Here is a 22,669-nt window from a genome sequence, read left to right as displayed (position 1 = left end):
CACACATCAGGCACTGCCATTAATCCTGGAAACAGGCAAATCAATAAAGAAAGTAGTGCCCTCTTCCTCTGTACTGGTAAAGCCAACATTCCCTTTCAGGTATTTTTCGCCCAGCAACTTCATGCTGTAGGTTCCCACCCCTCGGTTGTCCCCTTTGGTTGAGTAGGAACGTTGAAAAATCTGCATCTGAATTTCATGAGGAATAAATGTGTTGTTGTGAACACTGAAACGAATGCCATCACGGATATCAAAAGCCTTTAAAACAATACGATCTCCTTTAGGAATGGCTTCCATGGCATTTTTCACCATATTGATCAAAACCCGAATTAATAAGGTGTGATCGGAATAAATTCGTTCAACACTGGCCTCATTTATCAAATCAATTCCCCGTTCATTCGAAACACTGTGGCATCGAATCTGATCTGCAAGTTTACGGAGCAGAGATTCAATCTCAATCGATTGAAAATTGGGAATCAGCTCTCCGGATTCCGCTTTTATCATTTGTTGCTGACCTCGGATTTCATCCACAATCTGCTCGGTCAGTGAATTTGCAATATCCAGGTATTCCTGCTTTTCGTCCTCCTCCAGCATTGGCATTAACCCCAGCACACCACTCAGACTCCCGGCAATATTCATAATATCGTGAAAGAAAATACGCTCCAACAAGACTTTTCTTTTCTGATCAGTAATATCATTAATGGATACAATCAGGTATTCTTTATCAAAAGCAATTGGGGTAGCCGTTACCTCCAGGTCAAGCTGAAAGATTTCATCCTCCTTTTTCGAAACAATCTTGCACTCATGAACAACCCTTTTCCTTTCTTTCCAGGCCCGGTCAAAGGCTGCTTTTGCCCCGCAATACTCACATTTCTCAGTGGTCCCGCAGCCTCCCGTATCGTTTTGGGCATTCACACAGTTGAACAATTCTCCCGGTCGAACACCCAGCACATGTTCTTCTAAATCCAGATTATATTTTTTAAGCAGGGTGTCATTCAAAAAAACAATTTGATTGCTCACATTAAGAATACAAACAACGGAAGACATAGAGGCCAAAATGTCCCGAATATACTCGATTTTAGATATTTCAATCTTACTTTTAAGAACTTCCTCAAAAGGTTCCCGGGTTTGCAAATCCTGTTTCATGTTCTTTTTATCAATATTCTTCCGCACAAGATACGAAAAACCAATTAGAGAACACGGCTCTTAAAACCGACTTATAAAATCGTCGCTGTCTGATTATCCTGACACACAACCAGCTCAGCAACACAGGCTTGAACGCTAACAGTTGTTCACAAAGGCTTTTCTAATTCCTATAAATTTCATAACTTACTCTGGAAGAAATATGTAGCCTATGGAAATTCTTTTTATTTGTTCCGGAGGATCATCCTGTAAAAGTTTAATGGCGAAGGCAATTCTTAAATCCATTGCCCCTGATCTTCACATTTATTCGGCCGGAATAAAACCGATCCAAACCATACATCCGATGGCCTTAACAGCCCTGCAAGAGATTGGCTTATCGATAGACAGTCAGGACATGAAGCTTCCAACAGCTTTTAAGGACACCCTCATGGATTACCTAATCACTTTGGGGGAACAAACCAAGGAGGAATATCATCACTTACCGGTTCAGTATAAGCATAAGCTTCATCTCACCTTTGCCAACCCCAATAGGGCTGATCGTCACTTTGCAGATCCGCAGGACGCCTACCGCCATTTGCGCGATGAGATGAGCAATGAACTCGACTATTTCTACCACCGGATTTTAAAAGGAAAGGCTGCCCAATAGCAGCCTTCTTAATCCTTCTTTTTAACCCTCTATTTCATCGTGGCTTCCACTTCATCCGGAGTTATCGGAATTCGTTCACCAAGCAGTTCGCACCCATTTTCAGTAATCAACAGATCATCTTCCAGACGAATACCTCCAAAATTGCGGTAGGCTTCCAGACGATCAAAATTAATGAAGTCGGTATTTATTTTTTCAGTCTTCCATTTATCCATTAAAGCCGGAATAAAATAGATTCCCGGCTCATTGGTGATCACAAAACCCGGCTGCAGTTTTCGGCCAAGTCGTAAGGAGGCCGTTCCAAATTGGTTGCTTGGACGAATTTCGTCATCATAACCAACATAAATTTGACCAAGATCTTCCATGTCATGCACATCCAAGCCCATCATATGTCCCAGTCCATGCGGCATAAACAAAGCATGTGCCCCCGCCTGAACGGCCGCATCAACGTCCCCTTTCATCAGGCCAAGCTCTTTCAGCCCAGAGACAATCACTTTTGCCACTTCCAGGTGAACTGACAGATAGCTAACTCCGGGTTTTGCCAAGCCAGTTGCCTGATTATTGGCCGCTAAAACAACCTCATATACTTCGCGCTGTTGCTGGCTAAATTTTCCGCCCACGGGTGAAGTACGGGTAAAATCTGATGCATAATACATACTGGTTTGAGCGCCGGCATCAACCAACATCAGCTTACCTTCCTGCAACAGGTTCGAGTGATCATGGTTGTGCAGGGTTTCGCCATTTTGCGACAAGATAATCGGAAACGAAGGGGGGTTGCCATTGGCCAGCGAAATTCCTTCAATGGTGCCCGCGATGGTTTGTTCCCATACGCCGGGCATGGCCATTTTCATGGCTGCCACATGCATTTCATAACCAGCGGCAGCAGCTTTTTTAAGCTCGGCAATCTCTCCGGCTTCTTTTACTGAGCGTAAATCAACAATGGCTTTAATTAACTCGAGCGATGCTTGCTCTTGTTGCTGAGAAGCTGGAATCCCCGTCAATTCGTGCAGCATTAACTTATTCTCACCACGGTATGGAGGCGTAAAGTGAATCTTCCGCCCTTGCTTAACAGCATCACCAACATAGTTGAATAAGTGCTTGAAAGGCATCGTTTTTTTCACGCCAACTTTTGCGGCTTGCTCCTGCATGCTCGCTTGAAGCCCCATCCAGATAATATCATCAATGGTAAAATCATCACCAAATAAAACCTCTTCTCCGGAATTTAAATCAATAAGCCCGGCCAGATTTTGAATGTCGAGTCCAAAAAAATAAAGAAAGTTACTGTCCTGTCTGAAATGATAGACATTGTCTTTGTAATTCATTGACGAGTCTGCATTTCCCAAAATAAGAACCAGCCCGTCTCCCATCTTTTCGGTTAATTTCTGACGTCTCGCTCTATACGTATCTTGACTAAACATAGCGTTACTATTTACAATTAATTTCTAGAACGGAAAGGTACTAACTATTCCCTTGGCTGGGTATGACTTTTGGCAAAACGCAATAGAATTTACGAAAAAAATGCGGATTGATTTTGTACTAACAAACATATAACTGATTTATTATGAATCCGTAAACTTAAGTAAACACTTAAAATCAAACCGTCATGGAAAATTCCTTATTAAATTATATGAACAAGCGCTTTGGCGATCTCACCCCTCGTCAACGTGAAAAGCATCAAATTGCAGGTCCGGTAGTTACCATTTCAAGACAAGTGGGATGTGGCGGCGTAAAAATTGCCGAAGTTCTTGCTGAAGCCTTGAATGAATTTGTCATTTGCAAAAAATGGCAGGTGATCAGTAAAGAGGTGCTCCACGAAAGTGCCCGACAACTGGAACTTGATCCGCGAAAAGTCAACCGGCTATTCACTCCGGACCAACACTCCACCTTCGATGAAATTATTGAAGCGTTTAATGCCAAAATGTATAAAAGTGACCGGATGATTCTGAAAACCGTCAAGGAAGTAATTAAGGGATTCGCCGTTGATGGTTGCTGCATCATAGTCGGCCGGGCCGGACACATCATCGCTAAAGACATTGAGCACTCTTTACACATTCGGTTGGAGGCTCCCTTGGAATGGCGGATTGAACAAATAGCCTCCCGCAAAAACATTTCCGTGGAAGATGCGCTTAAGATCATCAACGACACCGAAAAAAAACGGGACGCCTTTCGTAAACATTACATCAACAAAAAGCATCCCGAAGAATTGTTTGATCTAACCATCAATGTGTCCAGGTTCAAACCGGACGATGTGGTAAAACTCATCAAATCGGCAATCGAACTGAAAGGGATTACCGAACAGTTTCGATCCAACATGTCGTACTTCTAGCCTGTTATTTCAGCTGGCAGGCCTTTTAGCTGAACAGGCTTCTGCCCAGCAGGCTTGGGCATGAACATATCTTTATAGGTTAATCCCAGTTTTTCCACCATTTCGAGCGAGTAATCCAGTCGCCCAAAGTCAGGCGTTATATTATTGGTTCCCATGGTAAATTTCACCCCGGCTTCTTGCGCACGCCGCAATATTTTCTCGGACGGAAGATTCAAGCGTGAGTTGATCTCCAAAGCAACCCCATGCTCTACCAGCACGTTTACGAACCGGTCTATGCGTTCGTCCGTCCACAACTCGTCATACTTGTCAGCCAGCACTTCCGGCAAATAAGTCGGATTAACATGAATATCGATGGGCTCCTGAGACACAACCGCTTCAATGCGGGTGAGCAGTTGCTCCATAAAATCCTGTTCATCATCCACAAATACCTCTTCCGGCATCCAAAGGCGCATCCTTCGGCCTTTATCATCCGTCCAGGTCATCGCATCGGTAAACACATAATCGAAACGGGCAATGGCTTCCGGCGAAAACAAGGTAACCCATTCGCGTCCTTCGGCCTGCATCCCTCTGAAAATGGGCTTTCCGCTAACGGTATCCATGTAGGCATAAAGCGATTCATCATCGGTAACCGGAAACTTCAGCCCACAGTTTGGAGCAATACCATAGTTGATGCCCAGTTTCATGGAGTTTTGAGCCGCCTGCTCAATGGTCAGCCCCCCTTTCAGGTGCACATGGAAATCGATAACGGGGAAATTTGCCAGGTGTAACTTGGTTATTTTCGTGTCCCATGCCAGATCAGCCGGGGGCACTTGTTTCTCCCCTTCCGGAAGTACTTTTAACTGAATATCCTTAAAGTAAACGGTGCTGTTCGAATCATGTGCCTGCAAGGCAAAACAACCGCGATCCAGCACTTTGTACTGATCGTTGTACGGGCGGTAAGGTTTTTCGGGCTGAATGTAGTCGACCACCTGAATGTTATTGATAAAAACCTGCACCTGGTTCTCCACCACTTTAACAGTCATATCGAACCACTCGTCATCCTGAGCCATGGGATAATACACATTTCGGATCCCATAAAGGCTTCCCGTTTTTTTCAGCTCCACAAAGTCACCTGCCCCTTGATACGAGTTATTGACCTGAATTTCGTAGCCTTTTAATGGCCAGCCTTTTTCCTGTTTTTTCGAATGAATAAATATGCCGGAATTCGCACCCGGCTTAGTCATTACGCGGACTTTCAGCTCAAAATTTTTGTAAATGCCGTGGTCTTCTCCTCCCGTGTAAAACAAATGTGCCCGTTTGCCCTGGCAAACAATAGCGCCATCCTCCACCCGAAAAGACTCCGGATGCTCCATAGCTTCCCAGCCGTCCAGGTTTTTTCCATTAAACAAAGAAATCCATTCATCCTGAGATTTCATTTGGCAGGAAACAGTGCATAGCAGAACTGTAAAAGCCCAAACAGCCCGTAACGAATTTTTCATGATTTAAGGTTTTGTTGGTTACTCCAACAAAGATAAAGTTCCAGCTGAAAAACAGGCTATTTAGCGGCCATTTTCTCTTGCGGATTTTCAGCCTTAAAAGCAGCTATGAAATTAACGGTAACAATGGCCAGACACAAATAGGCCGCCCAGGAATAAGCCCCCAGCTTGGTAAAAGAAAAGCTAAACAGCAAAGGTCCCATGGCACTGAAAAAAACCAAAGCGCTCATGGCAAATCCGCTGATGGCTCCCAGGTGTTTACGCCCATAAAAACGAGGCCAAACCACCGAAGACAGCACGCTAAACAAACCTCCAACAATTCCGTTTCCGATGATTAAGAAAAAGTATGGCAGGCCCGGAGCTAAAAAAGACAGGCTGATCATGGAAACCATTTGTCCGAATAAAAACACCAACAACAAATACTTCATTTTAATATGATCGCTGAGCCATCCTCCTGCAAGGGAAATAAAAACAGAAATGGCCGCTGTGGGAAGAAAAACAGCCAAAGCGATGGTTTTATCCATAGCTGCCGCCTCGAAAATAGAGACCAAATTAAAGGTAAAACCGGTAATGTACAGCGCCTGCATAGACAAAGCCACAACCAGCACCCAAAAAGGAAATGAGTGTTGAGCTTCTTTAAGTGTAAATTGTTTCTCCACTTTATGCATCACCCGCTGCTGTTCTTCAATTTGTTCTGCCGTGTCGCCATCCTGCTCCAGCCCGCAGTCTTCCGGGTTATCCCGAAAAAAGACCAGCGCAACCAAACTAAAGCCAAAACCTGCAACCAAAGCCAGCAAGATCCAGGCCCAACGCCAGCTATAACTTTCAATCAGGTAATCGAAAATAAGTGGGGCTACCGCAAAACCCAAAGAAACAAACACGCTGCTGATTCCATTGGTCAGTCCTCGTTTCCGGTTAAACCATTTCATCATCATGTTGCGTGAAACCATCGTCAACACCCCTTGGCCAGTAAAGCGCAACAAGAAAAAACCAGTCATAACCAGGAAAAAGCTCAGGTAGAACTGAACGGACTCCTTGCCCAGCAGGCCTCCCAGTCCAAAAGCAATCCGGTCAACCTGGCTCAGGTAAATCAGTACCAGGCCCATAGCAATTGTCGTAATTGCGCCCAACCATCTAGCCCCTATTTTGTCATACACTTTCCCGGCACGGGTAAGCATAAAAGAACTTGAAATAGTTCCCAGCAAATACGCCGTACTCAACTCATTCCGACTAAAGCGAAGTGCATCAATCAGATGGTCTGTAAATGTAGACACGCCCATAGTCTGCCCGGGCACACTCATGATAATCCCCAAAGTTCCGAACAACAACACAAACCACCCATAAAACACTGGGGAGTTAGCCGGATTAAAAGGAACCCTATTGTATGCTTGCTTATTCATGATACAAAGCTACCGCTAAATCAGGCGGTCTGTTCGTTATCCCCTGAACGAATGACACTTTTCACAATTTCTTAAAAAGAGTTGGAAGTCTCTTTTTAGAGCTTTTACTACTTTTGCATAAACAAATGGCTTCAACTTTCGTTGATATTCAGATTGATTAGAAAAGCATGAACCGTACTTTTTACTTACTTTTTGTAGTTGTCTTATTGAGCCTGTCGGGGAAAAATCCGGAAACGCTAACTTATTTTCATTCCCCAACCTTTCCGGCTCAAAATACAACCATCTCCCACGAAGTTGTCAACTTTAATGACACGATTCCTAATGACACCCTGTTCGTCATTAAAAATGAAGATGGCCTGCTTCACTCCTATTCCCGAAAAATCCTGACCGGTGTTTGCATTGATGGTGAATGCCGTTTACTGAATATTACCTTATACTGGACAGTTACCGGGAGGTACCTGGGATTTCAACTACCCCAAGGCGAATTTCTAAGTAAAACAGAGCACGATCCTTTCACTCAGCAAGACTACGAGCATTTGCATGCCTTACTGGCTGATCCCTACTCGAACCTAGCCAATTACCGCATAGAAGAATTGGTTCCGATGGTTGAAAACGATGAAGTGGATGGCGTAAGTGCCGCAACCATTGCCGGCGTAAAAAACTACATTGTTGAAAATGCCGTTTACACAACCTATACTCTTTGGCATATTGTACATGGCTCAACCCAAAAAAAGATTCAAGCTTATACACAGAAGCATCTTCAGCCCGAGTTAGCGATTCAAATCCTGAACAGTTCCAACCAGCAAGATGTCATCTGGGCACTGGAGAACCTTCCACCCGACATCAAAGTAACCCAAGCCTTGCAGGATAAACTTTTCGCGCTGGCTGCAAGCAACGAACTACTGGTCTCTAACAAAGCCATTGAGGGGATTCCATCCAACTGGCTGGACAATGAAAAAGACCAATTAAAATTATTCAGCCATTTTGAAAACAGTTCCTACTTCACACAAGTTAAAATACTTAACAAATTGGGAGAAGCCCCTAAGCTGGCCACCTCTATCCAGTTAACGCTGGCAGAAAATCTTCCGGAACTGAATGGCTCTATGGTTAAACATGTTCTGGATCTTTTTACCATTCATCAGGCTAGCAATCGTGAAAGTGAAAAGATTATTGCCAGCTTACTCAACCATGAAAACCAGTTCATCGCCCGCAAGGCGTTTCAATTTTTGAACCAGCAGCCGGTGAGTAATAAAAAGGTGGCTCGCCAATTAGAAAAATATGAGCAAAAACAGAATTAAACTTTTCGGGGCCAGCTGAAAAACGTATTTTCGTAGAACCTAAAAATCAACAACCATGGTTTCACGAATATTCCTTTTTCTGCTGGCTACCCTTTTCAGTCTGACTACTCAGGGCCAAACAGCCCAACAAATCATTGATCAGTTAAAAAACCAGCTATCCTGTGACTGGGCTAACGAAACGGTTGACACCTTTAAAAGTGGTGATCCTAACGAGCAGGTTACCGGTGTGCTTTGTTGCATGTTTGCCGACATGCAGGTTCTGCAGGAGGCCGTGGCTAAAAACTGTAACCTCATTATTACGCACGAACCCGTCTTTTACAATCATTTGGATGAAACGAAAGATTTGCAGTATGACCCGGTGTTGCAAGATAAACTGGCTTACATCAAAGCCCATGAATTAATCATCTGGCGCTTTCATGATCATTGGCACCGCCATCAGCCCGACGGCATTTATGTTGGCATGCTTGATAAGCTGGGCTGGGCCAATCAAACGGTAGCCAATCATATAAACCTGGTGAAAACCCAAAGTCAGTCCTTGAAAGACCTGGCCCATAAACTTCAGTCGGTGTTTGAAATACCGGGAATTCGCGTCATTGGCGATCCCGCTCTTGAAGTCTCTAAAATTGGGTTGGCTCTTGGAGCTCCCGGAGCCAAACGGCAAATTGCCCTGCTACAAGATGTTGATGTAATTATTGCCGGCGAAGCACAAGAATGGGAAACCTATCAGTACATCAATGATGCGGTGATGCAAGGCAAACCCAAAGCGGTTATCTTTTTGGGGCATCTTAAGTCAGAAGAAGCAGGCATGGCCTACCTATCCGAATGGATGACAAGCTTTATCAAAGGTGTGCCCATTCACTTCTCAGAGAATCAGGTTCCCTACTGGACACCGAACGAAGACGATTTTTGAGCGCTTATTCCAAGGTATCTTCTACCAGGTATTTGTTTCGTTCCGAAGCATTGCGCGATACCAGCTCACCAATGAACCCGGCCAAAAACAATTGGGTCCCGATAATCATGGCAGTCAATGCCAGAAAAAAATAAGGGGTGTCGGTTACCCGAGGAGCAGGAACCTGCTCAGCAAGCGCTACCAGTTTATTCACGCCCACGGTAATGGTGGAAATCAAACCGACCAGAAACACCAGCGAGCCCAACACGCCAAAAAAATGCATGGGCTTTTTACTGAAACGTGAAATGAAAATCACGGATAGCAAGTCAAGCGGGCCACGAATAAACCGCTCAATTCCAAACTTGGTTACACCATATTTTCGTTCCTGGTGTTTTACCACTTTTTCGCCAATTCGTTTAAATCCGGCCCATTTCGCCAGAATAGGAATATAACGGTGCATTTCGCCATACACCTCGATGGATTTAACGACCTGGCTTCGGTAAGCTTTCAGTCCACAATTGAAATCATGAATCTTAATCCCGGTGGCCTTGCGGGCAATCCAGTTGTAAAACTTACTTGGAATATTTTTCGATAAAACCGGGTCATAGCGTTTCTTTTTCCAGCCCGAAACCAAATCGAAATTGTCTTCCACAACCATCCGGTACATTTCCGGAATTTCTTCCGGATTATCCTGCAAGTCGGCATCCATGGTTATCACCACATCGCCCGCAGTAGTCGCAAAGCCGGCATACAGTGCAGCAGATTTTCCGTAGTTCCTCCTGAATTTAATGCCCTTTATTTGCCGGTTTCCCTGGTGCAAATCCTGAATCACCTTCCAGGATAAATCGGTGCTGCCATCATCAACAAAGATAATTTCATAGCTAAACTGGTTAGCATCCATCACCCGTTTAATCCATTTAGCCAATTCAGGCAACGACTCTTCTTCATTAAACAAAGGAATAACTACGGAAATATTCATATTTTACTAATCTTCAGATTTAACTTCCCCCATCGCCTCATCAAAAGCGTTTTCGTCTGACTTTCTTTTTATGAAAATGGAAGTGATCAAAGATATAATAAATCCAATAAACGCGAAGGTAAACAAACTTGAAAGGACAATAATCAAGGGGCTTTGAAAGCGAGTCATCATTTCTCCGGCCGCTTCAATCTGCTCATCAGACAAGCCTTGCTTCATCATGGCTTCTTCCTGCAAAATCCGCACCTGGTCCATAATACTGGGATCAATCTTCATTAAAATGACCGAGTACAAAGCGTTTAATACACCGGCAAACAGCATCACCGAAACACCAAACCCCAGGGCCTTGCTATACTCAATAGATCCGTCTAACTCTTTATCTCTGTAGCCTTTTTGACACAAGTAAATGCCAACCCCCATAATCAACCAGGTAACTAATCCCAGGGTTGTATTCATGTTTTCACCCGTTACATAAAGAATAACGTTGTAAAAGATAAGTGCAACAGCCAAGTAAATACCATAGGTCATTGCCGATTTCCAAAAAGTCGATTTTTCTTCCATGATTAATATGATTTATTGGTACCAGACAAATATATTGGATTTTTCACAAGTACACTTTACAGCGCGCTTGTTTTGTTTAAAGAAATTATTCGAAAAAATATTTCAAAAGATATCGCTGATCAATAATTGGTTAGAAAACCGGGCGAAAAAAAGTTGCGTTCGCCCGCAACTTTCGTTTGTTGGGAATACAATTTTTTCTACTTTTGTCGCCGGGTAAGTCCTGTGCGACCAGCTCCCGCTGAATCCCCCCAGGGTCGGAAGGCAGCAAGGGTAGGTGGTTGTAGCGGTGCGACACAGGTAGCTTACCCACCTGCCGAATTAGCTCAGTTGGCCAGAGCACGTGATTTGTAATCTCGGGGTCCTCAGTTCGAATCTGAGATTCGGCTCAACAGTTGAACATTCAACTGGAAATAAAAACCTGGCAACAGGAAAACGTTCTTAAAAATAGTTTGGGGAGATACCAAAGTGGCCAACTGGGGCAGACTGTAAATCTGCTGTCTTATGACTTCGTAGGTTCGAATCCTGCTCTCCCCACAACATCGAAAATTTTAGAATCCATTGTTTCGAATTGAAAACATGGAATTTGAATTTTCAGTATTTGCGGGAGTAGCTCAGCTGATAGAGCATTAGCCTTCCAAGCTAAGGGTCGCGAGTTTGAATCTCGTCTCCCGCTCAAGTTTAGGCTTGCCAATTTAATTGGACAGCCTTTTTCTTTGACAGAATACATTGAAACGCAGTTTTTGCGTTTTTTGCCGAATTAGCTCAGTTGGCCAGAGCACGTGATTTGTAATCTCGGGGTCCTCAGTTCGAATCTGAGATTCGGCTCAACAGTTGAACATTCAACTGGAATAAAAAACTGGCAACAGGAAAACGTTCTAAAATAATAGTTTGGGGAGATACCAAAGTGGCCAACTGGGGCAGACTGTAAATCTGCTGTCTTATGACTTCGTAGGTTCGAATCCTGCTCTCCCCACAACATGAGAAATTTCAAGATCAAATCTTTGGAATTTCAGTATTTGCGGGAGTAGCTCAGCTGATAGAGCATTAGCCTTCCAAGCTAAGGGTCGCGAGTTTGAATCTCGTCTCCCGCTCAGATTTAAAGGTTGTCAATTCATTTTTGACAACCTTTTTTTGTGCCTTTATACGAAATTCTCCAACCAAGAAACTGCATGAAAAATCAAGTTGAGAAGACAAATTTTAAGCAGCTGAGAGAGACTAATCCAATGCTTGCAGGCTCCTGTTTCTCTAGGATACACTAAAATCCATCTCCTGACCCATAAATTTCGAATCTTTTTTTTCGACGGAACAAATAGATTTTCAAAAGAGTACACCAACCGGACTGACTTTCGGTTTTAAAATTTTTAATTCAGTCCATTGTTTATCCAAAAATATGCTATATTTGCACCTCAATTGAAACGGACTTGTAGCTTAATTGGATAGAGCACCTGACTACGGATCAGGAGGTTAGGGGTTCGAATCCCTTCAGGTTCACTCGAAAAGAGAGTCAAAATCACACCCGATTTTGACTCTCTTTTTTTATGGTATTAACCACAAGCTGAAATCCGATATATCTGAATTATGCGGAAAAAATTACGTACCTGAGAAATGCTTCCGTTCCTCATTCCTACTTCAACCGCCACAAAGACGCTATGAAGCATCAGAAAGGTTATTTCCCCAACCGACAATTCTTTCTGAATGACTCAAAAAACTACTTCAAAATGACTGTGACTTCCTCGTAGGCCTCAAAACTGGTGGCAATTGTTCCGTCAGCCTGCTTTCGGTGCTCACTCTCAACCACACCGTAAGGAGTCGGGAAAGTACCTTTCACCCAAGTCAGATCCCCCAAGTGAGGCTCAAGTTCTATTTTGGAACATCCTGGTCCCACCACATTCATGCCCAAAGCATATTGGTTAACCTGGGCGTTGGACCAAAAGCAGCATGTAACTACCTCGCCTCCCATTTTGATTACCGAATTGTAAAATCGTATTCTCCGGGCATCAATGAAATCCTCAACCCTCCGCCTTCCGATTTTACTACTTTCAGAAGCTCATTGCGGGTAATCGATTTCCCATTCTCCATAACATTATCCGATTCCAGGTAAAGTGTTGCTGTACTGTTAGCAGGCACACGAACCTGATAGCTTATTTTTCGGCCATCCCGTTTCCACGCTGAAACAATCTCGCCATAAGGCCCTTCATGACTGGCATTGAAAAAGGTTAACCCCTTTACAAAATTTGGTTTCAGAATAATGTTCTTGAATCCTGGTTGTTGTTCATCCGGAAAAATCCCGCCTAAGCCTTTGTAATACCAGGCATTAACTTCTCCAAACATGATGTGATTCATTGAAATATAACTTTGGGCATCCAGTGGCCAGTTTTCATAAAAAGTTGTGGCACCATTGACAATCCACCAGCCCCACGACGGGAAATCCTCTTGTGTAGCAAGCTCATAGGCCAGGTCAGCATAGCCATTCTCGCTCAAAGCATTCAGGATTGTTTTCGTTCCCAACAAGCCCACATCCAAATGCTTATTATCCGCTTCCACTCGTTTAGCCAGGTTTACAGCTACTTTCGCAACCAACTCCTCCGGCACCAGCCCCCAGTAGAGTGCCACACTCAATTCGGTCTGCAAGCCGCTACCATAAATCCCTTTTTCACGATCAAGGTACTTCGCATTCAGTGCCTGCCTGATCTTTTCGGCCAAGCGCTGGTACTTCTGATAATCGCCCTCTTTCCCTAAAAGTTTGGCTGCCTTGGACAAAATAACAACGTCCGCATAGTAGTAGGCTGTTGAAGTAAACTCCTTGGGTGCTTTTGATTTTACCGGCACCCAGTCGCCCAGCCCCCAGTCGGTAATACCGGAAGGCCAGTTCGTATCAATGTAGTCAACATACTGTTTGATGTTGTCATAACAATCGGCCAAAACTTTGCGATCGCCATAAAACAACTTAACCACTATGGACTGAAAGTCCATAGGTTTGTTACGATCAGAATGACTGAAAGTCATTCTTTAGATCTCTTTTCAACTATTCTAGGATGAAATTTGAATTATCTTGGTCTTCGGGCTTTCTGTGATGTTCCAAATAGGCATTAACCATCTCATCCGTTATATTTCCTGAACTCCAACAACCAAAACCTATCGCCCAAAAATGACGACCCCAATACTTTTTCCCTAATGATGGGAATTCTTGTTGCAACTTTCGTGATGTTCGCCCCTTGAATTTCTTTACCAAGTCGCTAATGTTTTGAGAAGGTCGATAACTGATATGCATGTGAATATGATCGGATGAGACTACGCCTTTCAAGATTACTACATCCTCTGATTCGCATATTTGAATCAAGATTGAACGACAGCGAACCTTGATATCTCCGGTGAGTACTGAATACCGATATTTTGTTGACCACACAATATGGGCAGTTAACTCAGAAACTGTATGCCCATTTGTCCTTTGTACCATATTTCAAAGGTAGCTTTTTTAGAAGCTAAAGCAAGATGCACTAAAGTACATAGTTTTAACTACTATTGAGACCAATAAAACAAATAAATGTTCCAGGGAATGATCGCAATGGTGCTCGTCCAGTCGGGGCCATTGGCCCATTGGTAGCCCCATCCGCTGGTTGGAATAATGGCCGGAAGAACCCCATTGGGTTGTTGTTCATCGCGATGATCAGCCATCCACTTTTCATACACCGTAATGGCATCATAGTTATACAATCCGGTTTCTATATTAATGTGAGCATCTCCCGTCCAGCCATTCTTTTCGCGCTGCGGACAATCGGTCGGATAACCAAACAGGTTTGCCAAATAAGAACTATTGGCGGCCTGCCATGTTTTATTCAGCGTTTCGTTTGAAGAATAAATAGTTCCAACCGGAGGCACATCGCTATGCATAAAGTAGGCAGTCAGATTTTCCGGGCTAAGCTCCAGCGGCTGATCGGAAGTAACTTCTACATATTGAAAACCCTTGTAATTGAAGCGTGGAAGAAAAGTGTCCTTCTTTTTACCGCTTAGGATGAAGATATCTGTCTGAAAAGGATCAGTGTCGTCAGTTGGCCGGTAATGAACATCAATATTCGACAGATCGGCGTAGCCTTTTTCCGTCAGGCGTTCTGCATGCTTCAAACGGATGGTTGTTCCTTCAGGGCCTTGTGCCGTCATTTGAGTGACACCCGAAATGTTGCGCCCAAAGTCAAACAGGTAGGTGTTTTCATCGAGTTTCTTCATGTTTTGCACCGGAAGTTCTTCAACATGACGAACAGGCACCATCGTTTGTGCCACAATGTTTTCAGACGGAGCTCCTGTTAGCAGCACACTCCCCCACTTCGAATCATCAAAACCGGGCTTGTTCCACCCCGGAAGTTCAAGACGGGCATCATAATGCTCGGCAGTATAAATGCTGTTAAAAATAACCGGACTCGCGGTTGTTTTCCAATCCGATCCGGTTCGAATTGTTTCCTCCGAACCATCTTCATAGACAATCCGAACATCCATGCAAAACTTTGGACGGGCACGCCAGGGAGCCTTATCAAAATACCAAACGGCTGTTGACTGGTGATTGTACCAGCCATTTCCGAGCAAGACGCCAATGGCATTGTTGCCCTCGTTTAAGGAGTTGGTTAAATCATAGGTAACATACAAATTCCGACGGTCAAAACGCGTATACATCGGATCCAGCCGATGATTGCCCACTTTTTCGCCATTCACCATCAATTCGTACAGACCGGCTACAACAATGTAGGCCCGAGCAGCCTTCACCTTTTTGCTCACCTTGAATTCCTTCCGGAAATAAGGTGCTGATTTTAGGTTATAGTCATAGGTATCCGAAATCCAGCTCCCTTGCCAGTTCTCCTTATTCATCATGCCAGTTTCGAAATGGGCTGCTTCTGACAGATCAGACCAATTGCCTGCTTCATCCTGAACTTTTACTGCCCAAAAGTAACGGGTAAAAGGACTGAGTTTGGGACCGGAATAAATCGCGGGTACCCTTGCCGAATCCACTTCTCCAGAATTCCAGATGTTCCCCTTTCCAGCCTTCACTTCCTGTAAATCTGTTCCCACCCAAAGTTGGTATTTGGCCTGTAAAATACCATCCTTTTCAGCTTGCAGCTGCCAGGAAAAACGAGGTTGTTCACCGTCAATCCCCAAAGGATTTTCGAGATGTTCACACCTTAGCTTCACCACTTCAAATTGAGCAAAACAAGAAGCTCCAACCAACAACAAAAACACGGATAATATGGTAAAACGAATATTTTTCATACGACTATAAGCTACTGATTTTTAAACTTAAGATTTTTTATTACTGACCGGATAATTCAAAATGATAGCTTCCCGATTCAAGCTCGACAAAAATTTTATTCCCTGTTTTTGTGACCTTGCGAATGCCTTCCACTCCCGGCTGGTAGTTGCCGTTTTCCCAAATCAACGACTGACTCTCTGTCACCCTCATTTCTTCAGAGCCCGTAATTGGCAAAGCCACCGTTCCGGTTGAGTTGGCAGGAATGGTAACTTGATAGCGAAACTGATTGGATGATTTTTCCCACGAAGAAACAATCGTTCCGGCAACCGTTTCCTGCGAAGCACCTACGTGAGTCAATCCTTCCGGTACAGAAGGTGACAGGTAAACATGCCGATACCCTTTGGATGTGTTACCTTCCAGAGGCGATTGAATGCCGGCTAAATACTTGTAAAAATATTCAACCACAGACCCAAACATTTGATGGTTATGCGAGTTCTCTCCCTCAAAGTCCTCCAACAAAGTGGTTGAATGATTTTCCAGCCAATAGCCAAAACTTGGATATGTTTTTTGAGTTGCCACTTCATAGGCCAGATCAGTCTGGTTGCCCTGCTCTAAAATGGGCCACAGGTATTTTGTTCCAATGATTCCGGTATTCAGGTGCTTGTTTCGGGCATGCAAATCATCCACGATGGTTCTGAAAACATCCTCCTTGTATTGTTCCGAAACCAAGTTGCCATGCAAAGCCAGCAATTGATAAGTCTGATAAGTTGAGTCTGTTCCGTAAAGCGCAGTTTTCGGATGAAAGAACTTCTGGTTAAACGCCTGCTTAATGGTGTCACTCAATCCAGCAAAACGCTGGGCATCATCAGTATTTCCAAGCAATTGAGCAATTTCTGAAAACAACTTTGCATTGTAATAAAAATAGAACGTATTTACCACCGGGTGATTGGGGCCATCACGCTGCCCCGGCGCACACCATTCACCTAAAGAATACCAGTACCCTAAAAAGTCATTAATAATATAGGGTTCCTCCGGATTGCTGTCTGTTTGAGCCAGCTCAATAAGGTATTCCAGGTATTTTTTCATGGCTGGATAGTGCTCTTCCAGAATCTGAGCGTCGTTGTAATAGTAATTCATCCAATAGGGAATCAGGATGTAAGCACTTCCCCAGGCAACACCACCGCCCATGCCTCCGATCAAGGTGGGAGAAGTATTCGGAATACGCCCATTCTCCTCCTGCGCATCACGCATGTCGTTCAGCCATTTGTAAAAAAACGGGGCCATCTGAAAATCATGAATCGAGGTTTCAGCAATCACCTGTCCATCTCCGTTGTAAGCCCCCTTTTCGCGATGCGGGCAGTCGGTTGGATAACCGACGGTGTTTCCCATTTGAGACCAAAGGCCAGCTTCATGAATTTGATTGAGCAAGGAATCGGACGATGTAAAGCTTCCGTTACGCTCCAGTGCCGACCGGACCACCCGCCCCTCTACCTTCAGCTTGTCCAGCGTGCTTCCGTCGTTTGTAGCCACTTCGATGTAGCGAAAACCGGTATAGAAAAAACGCGGTTCGTAGGTCTCATCCTCCCCACCTTTCAAGGTATAATCGGTCCAGTTTTGGGCGTGATAACGAAACTTTTCACTCAAACGGTCTCCGGCTTCCAGCGGTTTGGGGAACAACTCATCGTTTAAGGTTTCCGAGCCTCTTACCCGGATGGTTTGCCCTTTCTTTCCGCGAACTTCCAGGCGCCACCAGCCAGCGATATTCTGCCCCAAATCAAACAGATACACACCATCAGCAACTTGGGTGGCAGTAATGGGTAGAATGGTCTGAGTAACTTGGATTGGAGGAAGTGATTGCGCCACCAGTTTTCCTCCCGGAGCTTCAGCAATCCGGGCCAATGACCAGTTCTCAGCATTGATTTCATCAGTTGCCCAACCGTCAACTTCCAGCAAGGCATTATAATCTTCACCCCCATAAATATTGTTGAAAGTGATTGGCCCCGGTGCATACTTCCACGAATCATCGCTTACGAGCACCTGTTGGCTCCCATCTTCAAAAGTAAGATTTAGCTGAACAATAAAACAAGGATTCCCCAGTCGGGAGCCGCCATTTCCCCAGCTGTACCGACCTTCGGTTTGCCTTAAGTTGCAGGCCCCGTTCCCCAGCATCACACCCGAAACATTCGCTCCTTCCTGTAAAAAATCCGTCACATTGTAAGTGGAATACAAAATCGTTTTCCGGTAATCGGTAACTGCCGGATCCAACACATGATCGCCCACTTTTTGCCCATTCAGCAAAAACTCGTAAAAACCACAGGCAGTAACAAAGGCATAAGCTTGTTTTACTTTTTTTTCGATGTGAAATTCTTTCCTGAAAATCGGACTTGCGTCTGCGATATCCTCCCGGGTTGTGATCCATTGCGCCTGCCAGTCTTCTGCGTCCATTAGCCCGGTATGCAATGTTGCCGGCTCACTCCAGCACGTCTTTCCCTGCTTGGTCTGTACACGCACCCGCCAATAGTAAGTCTGATTGCTTTTCAAAGGTGCTCCCTGGTAGGCTACATTCACGGTTTGTCCCGATTCAACCTGACCCGATTGCCACTGTTTCCCTTTCCCCTGCTCCAGTTCCTCGAGGCTCTCATCGACAAAAATGGAATAAGACTGCTGGTAAACGCCCCGTTCTTCCGATAAAATTTTCCAGGAAAACCGGGGATGTTGTTTGTCAATGCCTACAGGATTCTTCAGGTATTCACAGCGAAGATCTGTAAGTTGAACTTCGCCTGAAGAGCAACCTGTTAAAAACAAAACTGAAAGTATCAGGGGATAAAGGATCCACTTCTGGGTAAAGCAAGAAAAGTTTGGTTTATTCATGGTCGTTCTATTGAGGTTATCTAATCAAGTGAAAATTGGCTTGTCCCAACCATAGAGCGGCTTATTTGCCGACAAAGTGCCAAGCGCCATTTTGAACTTCAAAATACAGGTAGCCATTTTCCCGTTTCACGAAATGTGCATAGGAGTTCGCCCTCGGCTTCCTTTTCCAAATGGTTTTGTTATTCAAAGCAACCGACTGGCACGAATCTGGAATACAGATTATACCTGTTGAGCCACCCGGAATACCAGCTTCAAGCCGGAATTCGCCATTAATCTGTGCAACACGAACTTTTACTTCTCCGGCAATTGTTTCATTCGCTGTTTGGGCAAATTGCAGATTGCCTAGCTGAGGCTTAATTTGAATTGTTTTCCAGGCAGGCTCCACCGGAAAAACACCACACACATATTGCGCCATAATAGTCAGGCCGCCACCACTCCAGGCATGATTAGCCGAACCACCACCAAAACCGTCAACTCCGGTTCCCCAGCCCTCATACAGGGTCGAACTCTTCGGATCATTCACCATCAAAGAGAACCGCTCTTTCAATCGCTCCAGCCCGTATTCAGCATAGCCCATCTGAAACAAGGCTTCAATGACATATTTTTCCATATATGGACTGGCATATTTTTGGCTTTGCAACAATTCATAAATCCGAGCGAATTTATCCGGGTCAACCAGACCTGCCACCACAGCCAAAGCCTGTGCCCGATCATCAGTTTCTTCTTCATAGCCTGGGAAACGGTATTCCTGGCCATTCCAAATCACCCGATTAAAAGCTGTCTTAAATTGTTGCATCTTTTGCTCCGTTTGGGTCACTTCTTCGAATTTCCCAAGTAGCTCAGACATGTTTCGAAATCCTTTTAAGGCCAAATAGTACCAGGTATTGAAAAGAGTTTGTCTATCCACATTTGTCCCCCAATCGCCCCAGTACCAATCTCCTTCACGAACCTTTAAAATTCCATTGTCTGCTATTTCCCAAATGTCCAGGTACCGCTTAACACCGTCATAAACCTGTTCAATCGTTTCCTGATCTCCGGTATTCTGATAGTAATTCCAAAACCCAAAATAGCCAATACTTGCCAACATTTGTCCCGGAAGCTCGCGATCCCAATTCCCGGCAGGAACCGGTGAAAACAATACGCCATTCTCTTTCTGCCACCACACCAATTCCAACATGCCTTTGCGGGTGAGCGAGGCTGCCTCTGGCGAAAGTGCATAAAAAGCCTCCCCACTTTCATTAACCACATCTCCCCACCATTGTGCTCGTTCCCGATCGGGACAGTCCATATAGGTATCGCGCATGGTAACATAAAGAGTTCGCACGGCCTTTTCCCATAAGCGATTGAAAAACGGATCGCTACAACTAAACGAACCTGTAAACCCGCTTTGGAATCCTGTTTCCCGAAACTTCACATCGAGTACCGTGATGCCTTCGGGGAAATAATAGCGCACTTCGTGGCCATTCATCCACCCCAGAGACTCGTATTCCTGAACACCGTTGGTGGTAATGTATTCGGCTCTTACATTTTCAGGACCACCACCCCGGTAATGATCTGTCCGAATGTCAATAAGCTTTCCGGCTTCTGCCGAAATCTTAAAATAAGGAGTAACCTGTGCATTGTAGGGTAGCAAACACACCAACGTATCCCCCTTACTTTCAAACGGCAAAGAAGAAATTTCAGGATACCGCTTCAGCCCATAATCCTTCCACTGCGGAACAGGGCGTTTAACCAACTGGTTCCAGGGAGCTGATTCTGCACTTCCAACAACCTTTGCCGGATTAAATCCTACCAATTCCTCGTTGGGGTTTACCCAGTTAAAATTGCCAAGCTGCGCGTTGAATCGCACATTTGACTCCGGCAACCGATAATTGGGATGAGGTGCAGCGGTGTTTTCAAACCCTCGATCCAGACGGCTTTTCCAGCTTTGGTCACTAATAATATCAAGGGCCTTGCACTGGAAAACCAGGCCGGCCTGCCCACTACTTTTATGAGAAAACCCCTCTTTGCCAAAATACCATACCAGAATAGCAATTTTGTTTTTGCCTTTTTGCAGAAAAGGAGCCAATTCTACTTGATCATAGTACGTATCCTTTGGGTTGGGTCCTCGCTTCAACTGACCTTCAAAAACCACTAACTTACCGTTAATCCACATCCAGTACTTAGAATCACAAGCAATGGATGCCACCGCCTCAATCGGAAGCTCTTCCACTTCAAATTCTTTGACAAAATCAATCCAGGTGTTGGCTAAATTCTGGTTTTCAACGTCTGTTATGCGCTGAGCCGTCCAGTTTTGGGCCGAACCAAAACCACCATTTAAAAAGAATAAAACAGCCAGAAGAAATAACGATTTATAGTTCATGATTTCAGAAAGTTAGATTTAGTTATTGTGAGATTTTAGCATTTCTAAAGTCTAATCAGGTTTGCAAATGATTTCTTGCCAATCGAAATCTCCCCAACCACTTGTCCGTTTTTCTCCAAAGCAACTCCGTCCTTCAACCAATAAGAGACTAAAAATCAACAAATACCAAAAAATGAAAAAGATAAGAGATGTGGCAGATTTCACATCGAAAGGAAAGAGGTTTAATCGCATAGCAAGTTTAGGTTTTAGCTTTGCCATTAAATATATAAAAATTAAATGCACCCACTATCCTGTGCTATCGGCCCCGGGGTATAAATGATTCTGAATTAAGCTAAACCGTCAATGGTAGGAAACGAGAACTAAGCACTAGCATGTAGTAAATAGACTCTGAAAGGTAACAGAACATTACCTAAAAATGTAGAAGCAAAATCCGAGTTTCTATTTACTTACCGTAGGATTTTGAAGAGGCCTTCATTTCAGCTATCAAGGCCCGTTTTCTCAACTTCCTGTCAAGAAAGGGATAAAGAACAACTGCGGAAAGAATAACAAGCGTTCCGATATAAAAACCGGCTGACATGAATTCTGAATCCCTAAAAATAAAGAAGGCCATCAAAATGCCATAAACCGGCTCCATATTAATGGTCAGCACTACCGAGTAAGCCGACAGCACTTTCATCACATCAATGGAAACCACAAAAGCATAGGCTGTACATATAATTCCCAAAACAACCAGCCATAGCCAGTCTAATGGCACTGGAGCGACAAAGTTCGAAGAAAAGCGCCCGCTTAACAAAAGAAAAAGCGTAATCCCCACAAAGCCACTCCCCATTTCATAGAAGCTGATGGCCACGGGATGATACTTGGTGATAAATGTTTTATTCAAAACCGTAAACAGACCAGCCAAAAAGGCTGAGGTAAGCGCCGTAAGGATTCCTAACTTATAACGAAACTCAAACTGAAAAATAAGATAAAGCCCACCAATAATCACCAAGCCAATAACAAGCTCCAACCATTTAACCCGCCGCTTTACAATGATTGGTTCCAGAATACTGGTGAACAAGGTTGTTGAAGCCAAACACCCGAGTGTCACCGACACGTTCGAAATTTTAACGGCATGAAAGAAGGTGATCCAATGAAGAGCAACAACCAGCCCTACTGCAACCATTTTCAAAACAACTCGCCCGGAATAAACCACCGATTGCTTTTTATAGCTCAGGTAAATCCCCAGTGCAGCAAAAGCAATTAGCATGCGATACCAAACCATTTCGGCAGCAGGAAGTGTAATTAACTTTCCCAAAATGGCGGTAAACCCATAGATAAAAACCACAAAATGAAGTTTCAGGTGATTCTTCAATAATTCATTCACTCGGATCAACATCTAGCTAAAATTTAATGCGTGCAATTTACAAAATTAGTCAAGCGCTCTGGAGCGTATTCGACCACAAAAAAAGAGCCTTGCGAATAAAAATCGCAAGACTCCTTGAGTTCTATT

Annotated in this window: 17 protein-coding genes, 7 tRNA genes and 1 other RNA gene; 12 read left to right on the top strand and 13 right to left on the bottom strand. The window is 44.2% G+C overall.

Annotation, left to right across the window (positions count from 1 at the left end; genetic code table 11):
* Positions 1–6: 6 nt before the first annotated feature.
* A complete protein-coding gene (locus tag Q1A18_RS00835) occupies positions 7–1,143 on the bottom strand; it encodes a HAMP domain-containing sensor histidine kinase (protein ID WP_299576353.1) in 1,137 nt (378 codons plus the stop codon).
* 208 nt (positions 1,144–1,351) lie between these two features.
* On the opposite strand from Q1A18_RS00835, the gene Q1A18_RS00830 reads away from it, so the two are divergent.
* On the top strand, positions 1,352–1,786 hold the full coding sequence (locus Q1A18_RS00830; protein ID WP_299576351.1) for a hypothetical protein: 435 nt from the start codon (positions 1,352–1,354) through the stop codon (positions 1,784–1,786).
* A gap of 29 nt (positions 1,787–1,815) precedes the next feature.
* Here Q1A18_RS00830 and Q1A18_RS00825 read toward each other — a convergent pair whose 3' ends face one another.
* Positions 1,816–3,201: an aminopeptidase P family protein gene (locus Q1A18_RS00825; RefSeq protein ID WP_299576349.1), complete on the bottom strand. Its 1,386-nt coding sequence runs from the start codon at positions 3,199–3,201 to the stop codon at positions 1,816–1,818.
* Between the two features lie 185 nt (positions 3,202–3,386).
* On the opposite strand from Q1A18_RS00825, the gene Q1A18_RS00820 reads away from it, so the two are divergent.
* The gene (locus tag Q1A18_RS00820; RefSeq protein ID WP_299576347.1) at positions 3,387–4,109 is read left to right on the top strand and encodes a cytidylate kinase-like family protein; all 723 of its coding nucleotides are present in this window, start codon (positions 3,387–3,389) and stop codon (positions 4,107–4,109) included.
* Here Q1A18_RS00820 and Q1A18_RS00815 read toward each other — a convergent pair.
* Positions 4,106–5,587, bottom strand: a complete 1,482-nt coding sequence (locus tag Q1A18_RS00815) for a DUF1080 domain-containing protein (protein ID WP_299576345.1) — start codon at positions 5,585–5,587, stop codon at positions 4,106–4,108. The genes Q1A18_RS00820 and Q1A18_RS00815 overlap by 4 nt on opposite strands.
* Positions 5,588–5,643: 56 nt before the next feature.
* The gene (locus Q1A18_RS00810; protein WP_299576343.1) at positions 5,644–6,984 is read right to left on the bottom strand and encodes an MFS transporter; all 1,341 of its coding nucleotides are present in this window, start codon (positions 6,982–6,984) and stop codon (positions 5,644–5,646) included.
* Between the two features lie 167 nt (positions 6,985–7,151).
* Between Q1A18_RS00810 and Q1A18_RS00805 the strand changes: the two genes are divergently transcribed.
* Both Q1A18_RS00805 and Q1A18_RS00800 read left to right on the top strand, forming a co-directional pair.
* The gene (locus tag Q1A18_RS00805) at positions 7,152–8,282 is read left to right on the top strand and encodes a hypothetical protein (protein WP_299576341.1); all 1,131 of its coding nucleotides are present in this window, start codon (positions 7,152–7,154) and stop codon (positions 8,280–8,282) included.
* 55 nt (positions 8,283–8,337) lie between these two features.
* Positions 8,338–9,192, top strand: coding sequence for a Nif3-like dinuclear metal center hexameric protein (locus Q1A18_RS00800; protein WP_299576339.1), 855 nt, complete (start codon positions 8,338–8,340; stop codon positions 9,190–9,192).
* 4 nt (positions 9,193–9,196) lie between these two features.
* Here Q1A18_RS00800 and Q1A18_RS00795 read toward each other — a convergent pair whose 3' ends face one another.
* Together Q1A18_RS00795 and Q1A18_RS00790 are read right to left on the bottom strand one after the other, a co-directional pair.
* Positions 9,197–10,150, bottom strand: a complete 954-nt coding sequence (locus Q1A18_RS00795; protein ID WP_299576337.1) for a glycosyltransferase family 2 protein — start codon at positions 10,148–10,150, stop codon at positions 9,197–9,199.
* A gap of 6 nt (positions 10,151–10,156) precedes the next feature.
* Complete coding sequence (locus tag Q1A18_RS00790) at positions 10,157–10,708, bottom strand: DUF4199 domain-containing protein (protein ID WP_299576335.1); 552 nt, start codon at positions 10,706–10,708, stop codon at positions 10,157–10,159.
* A gap of 211 nt (positions 10,709–10,919) precedes the next feature.
* Between Q1A18_RS00790 and ffs the strand changes: the two genes are divergently transcribed.
* The 8 genes from ffs to Q1A18_RS00750 all read left to right on the top strand — a co-directional run bounded on the left by ffs (position 10,920) and on the right by Q1A18_RS00750 (position 12,199).
* An RNA gene (gene ffs, locus Q1A18_RS00785) (signal recognition particle sRNA small type) lies at positions 10,920–11,019 on the top strand.
* A gap of 1 nt (position 11,020) precedes the next feature.
* A tRNA-Thr gene (locus tag Q1A18_RS00780) sits at positions 11,021–11,094 on the top strand.
* 65 nt (positions 11,095–11,159) lie between these two features.
* Positions 11,160–11,242: transfer RNA gene (locus Q1A18_RS00775), tRNA-Tyr, on the top strand.
* Between the two features lie 66 nt (positions 11,243–11,308).
* A tRNA-Gly gene (locus Q1A18_RS00770) sits at positions 11,309–11,381 on the top strand.
* 78 nt (positions 11,382–11,459) lie between these two features.
* Positions 11,460–11,533, top strand: a tRNA-Thr gene (locus Q1A18_RS00765).
* A gap of 65 nt (positions 11,534–11,598) precedes the next feature.
* A tRNA-Tyr gene (locus Q1A18_RS00760) sits at positions 11,599–11,681 on the top strand.
* 45 nt (positions 11,682–11,726) lie between these two features.
* Positions 11,727–11,799: transfer RNA gene (locus tag Q1A18_RS00755), tRNA-Gly, on the top strand.
* Positions 11,800–12,125: 326 nt separating this feature from the next.
* Positions 12,126–12,199, top strand: a tRNA-Arg gene (locus Q1A18_RS00750).
* A gap of 217 nt (positions 12,200–12,416) precedes the next feature.
* On the opposite strand, the gene Q1A18_RS00745 is transcribed toward Q1A18_RS00750, so the two are convergent.
* The 7 genes from Q1A18_RS00745 to Q1A18_RS00715 all read right to left on the bottom strand — a co-directional run bounded on the left by Q1A18_RS00745 (position 12,417) and on the right by Q1A18_RS00715 (position 22,555).
* Positions 12,417–12,668 (bottom strand): alpha-L-rhamnosidase C-terminal domain-containing protein, encoded by a 252-nt coding sequence (locus Q1A18_RS00745; RefSeq protein WP_299576332.1) that lies wholly within the window; start codon positions 12,666–12,668, stop codon positions 12,417–12,419.
* A 5-nt stretch (positions 12,669–12,673) separates the two neighbouring features.
* A complete protein-coding gene (locus tag Q1A18_RS00740; RefSeq protein ID WP_299576330.1) occupies positions 12,674–13,714 on the bottom strand; it encodes an alpha-L-rhamnosidase C-terminal domain-containing protein in 1,041 nt (346 codons plus the stop codon).
* Positions 13,715–13,733: 19 nt separating this feature from the next.
* Positions 13,734–14,165, bottom strand: coding sequence for an IS200/IS605 family transposase (gene tnpA / locus Q1A18_RS00735; protein ID WP_299576328.1), 432 nt, complete (start codon positions 14,163–14,165; stop codon positions 13,734–13,736).
* Between the two features lie 62 nt (positions 14,166–14,227).
* Positions 14,228–15,964, bottom strand: a complete 1,737-nt coding sequence (locus Q1A18_RS00730) for a family 78 glycoside hydrolase catalytic domain (protein WP_299576326.1) — start codon at positions 15,962–15,964, stop codon at positions 14,228–14,230.
* A gap of 40 nt (positions 15,965–16,004) precedes the next feature.
* A complete protein-coding gene (locus Q1A18_RS00725) occupies positions 16,005–18,815 on the bottom strand; it encodes a family 78 glycoside hydrolase catalytic domain (protein ID WP_299576324.1) in 2,811 nt (936 codons plus the stop codon).
* Between the two features lie 61 nt (positions 18,816–18,876).
* Positions 18,877–21,177: an alpha-L-rhamnosidase C-terminal domain-containing protein gene (locus Q1A18_RS00720; RefSeq protein WP_299576322.1), complete on the bottom strand. Its 2,301-nt coding sequence runs from the start codon at positions 21,175–21,177 to the stop codon at positions 18,877–18,879.
* Positions 21,178–21,619: 442 nt separating this feature from the next.
* Positions 21,620–22,555 (bottom strand): EamA family transporter, encoded by a 936-nt coding sequence (locus tag Q1A18_RS00715; protein ID WP_299576320.1) that lies wholly within the window; start codon positions 22,553–22,555, stop codon positions 21,620–21,622.
* Positions 22,556–22,669 lie beyond the last annotated feature (114 nt).

The organism is uncultured Sunxiuqinia sp., assembly GCF_947495665.1.
Taxonomy (GTDB): domain Bacteria; phylum Bacteroidota; class Bacteroidia; order Bacteroidales; family Prolixibacteraceae; genus Sunxiuqinia; species Sunxiuqinia rutila.
This window is presented reverse-complemented; position numbering and strand designations above follow the sequence as displayed.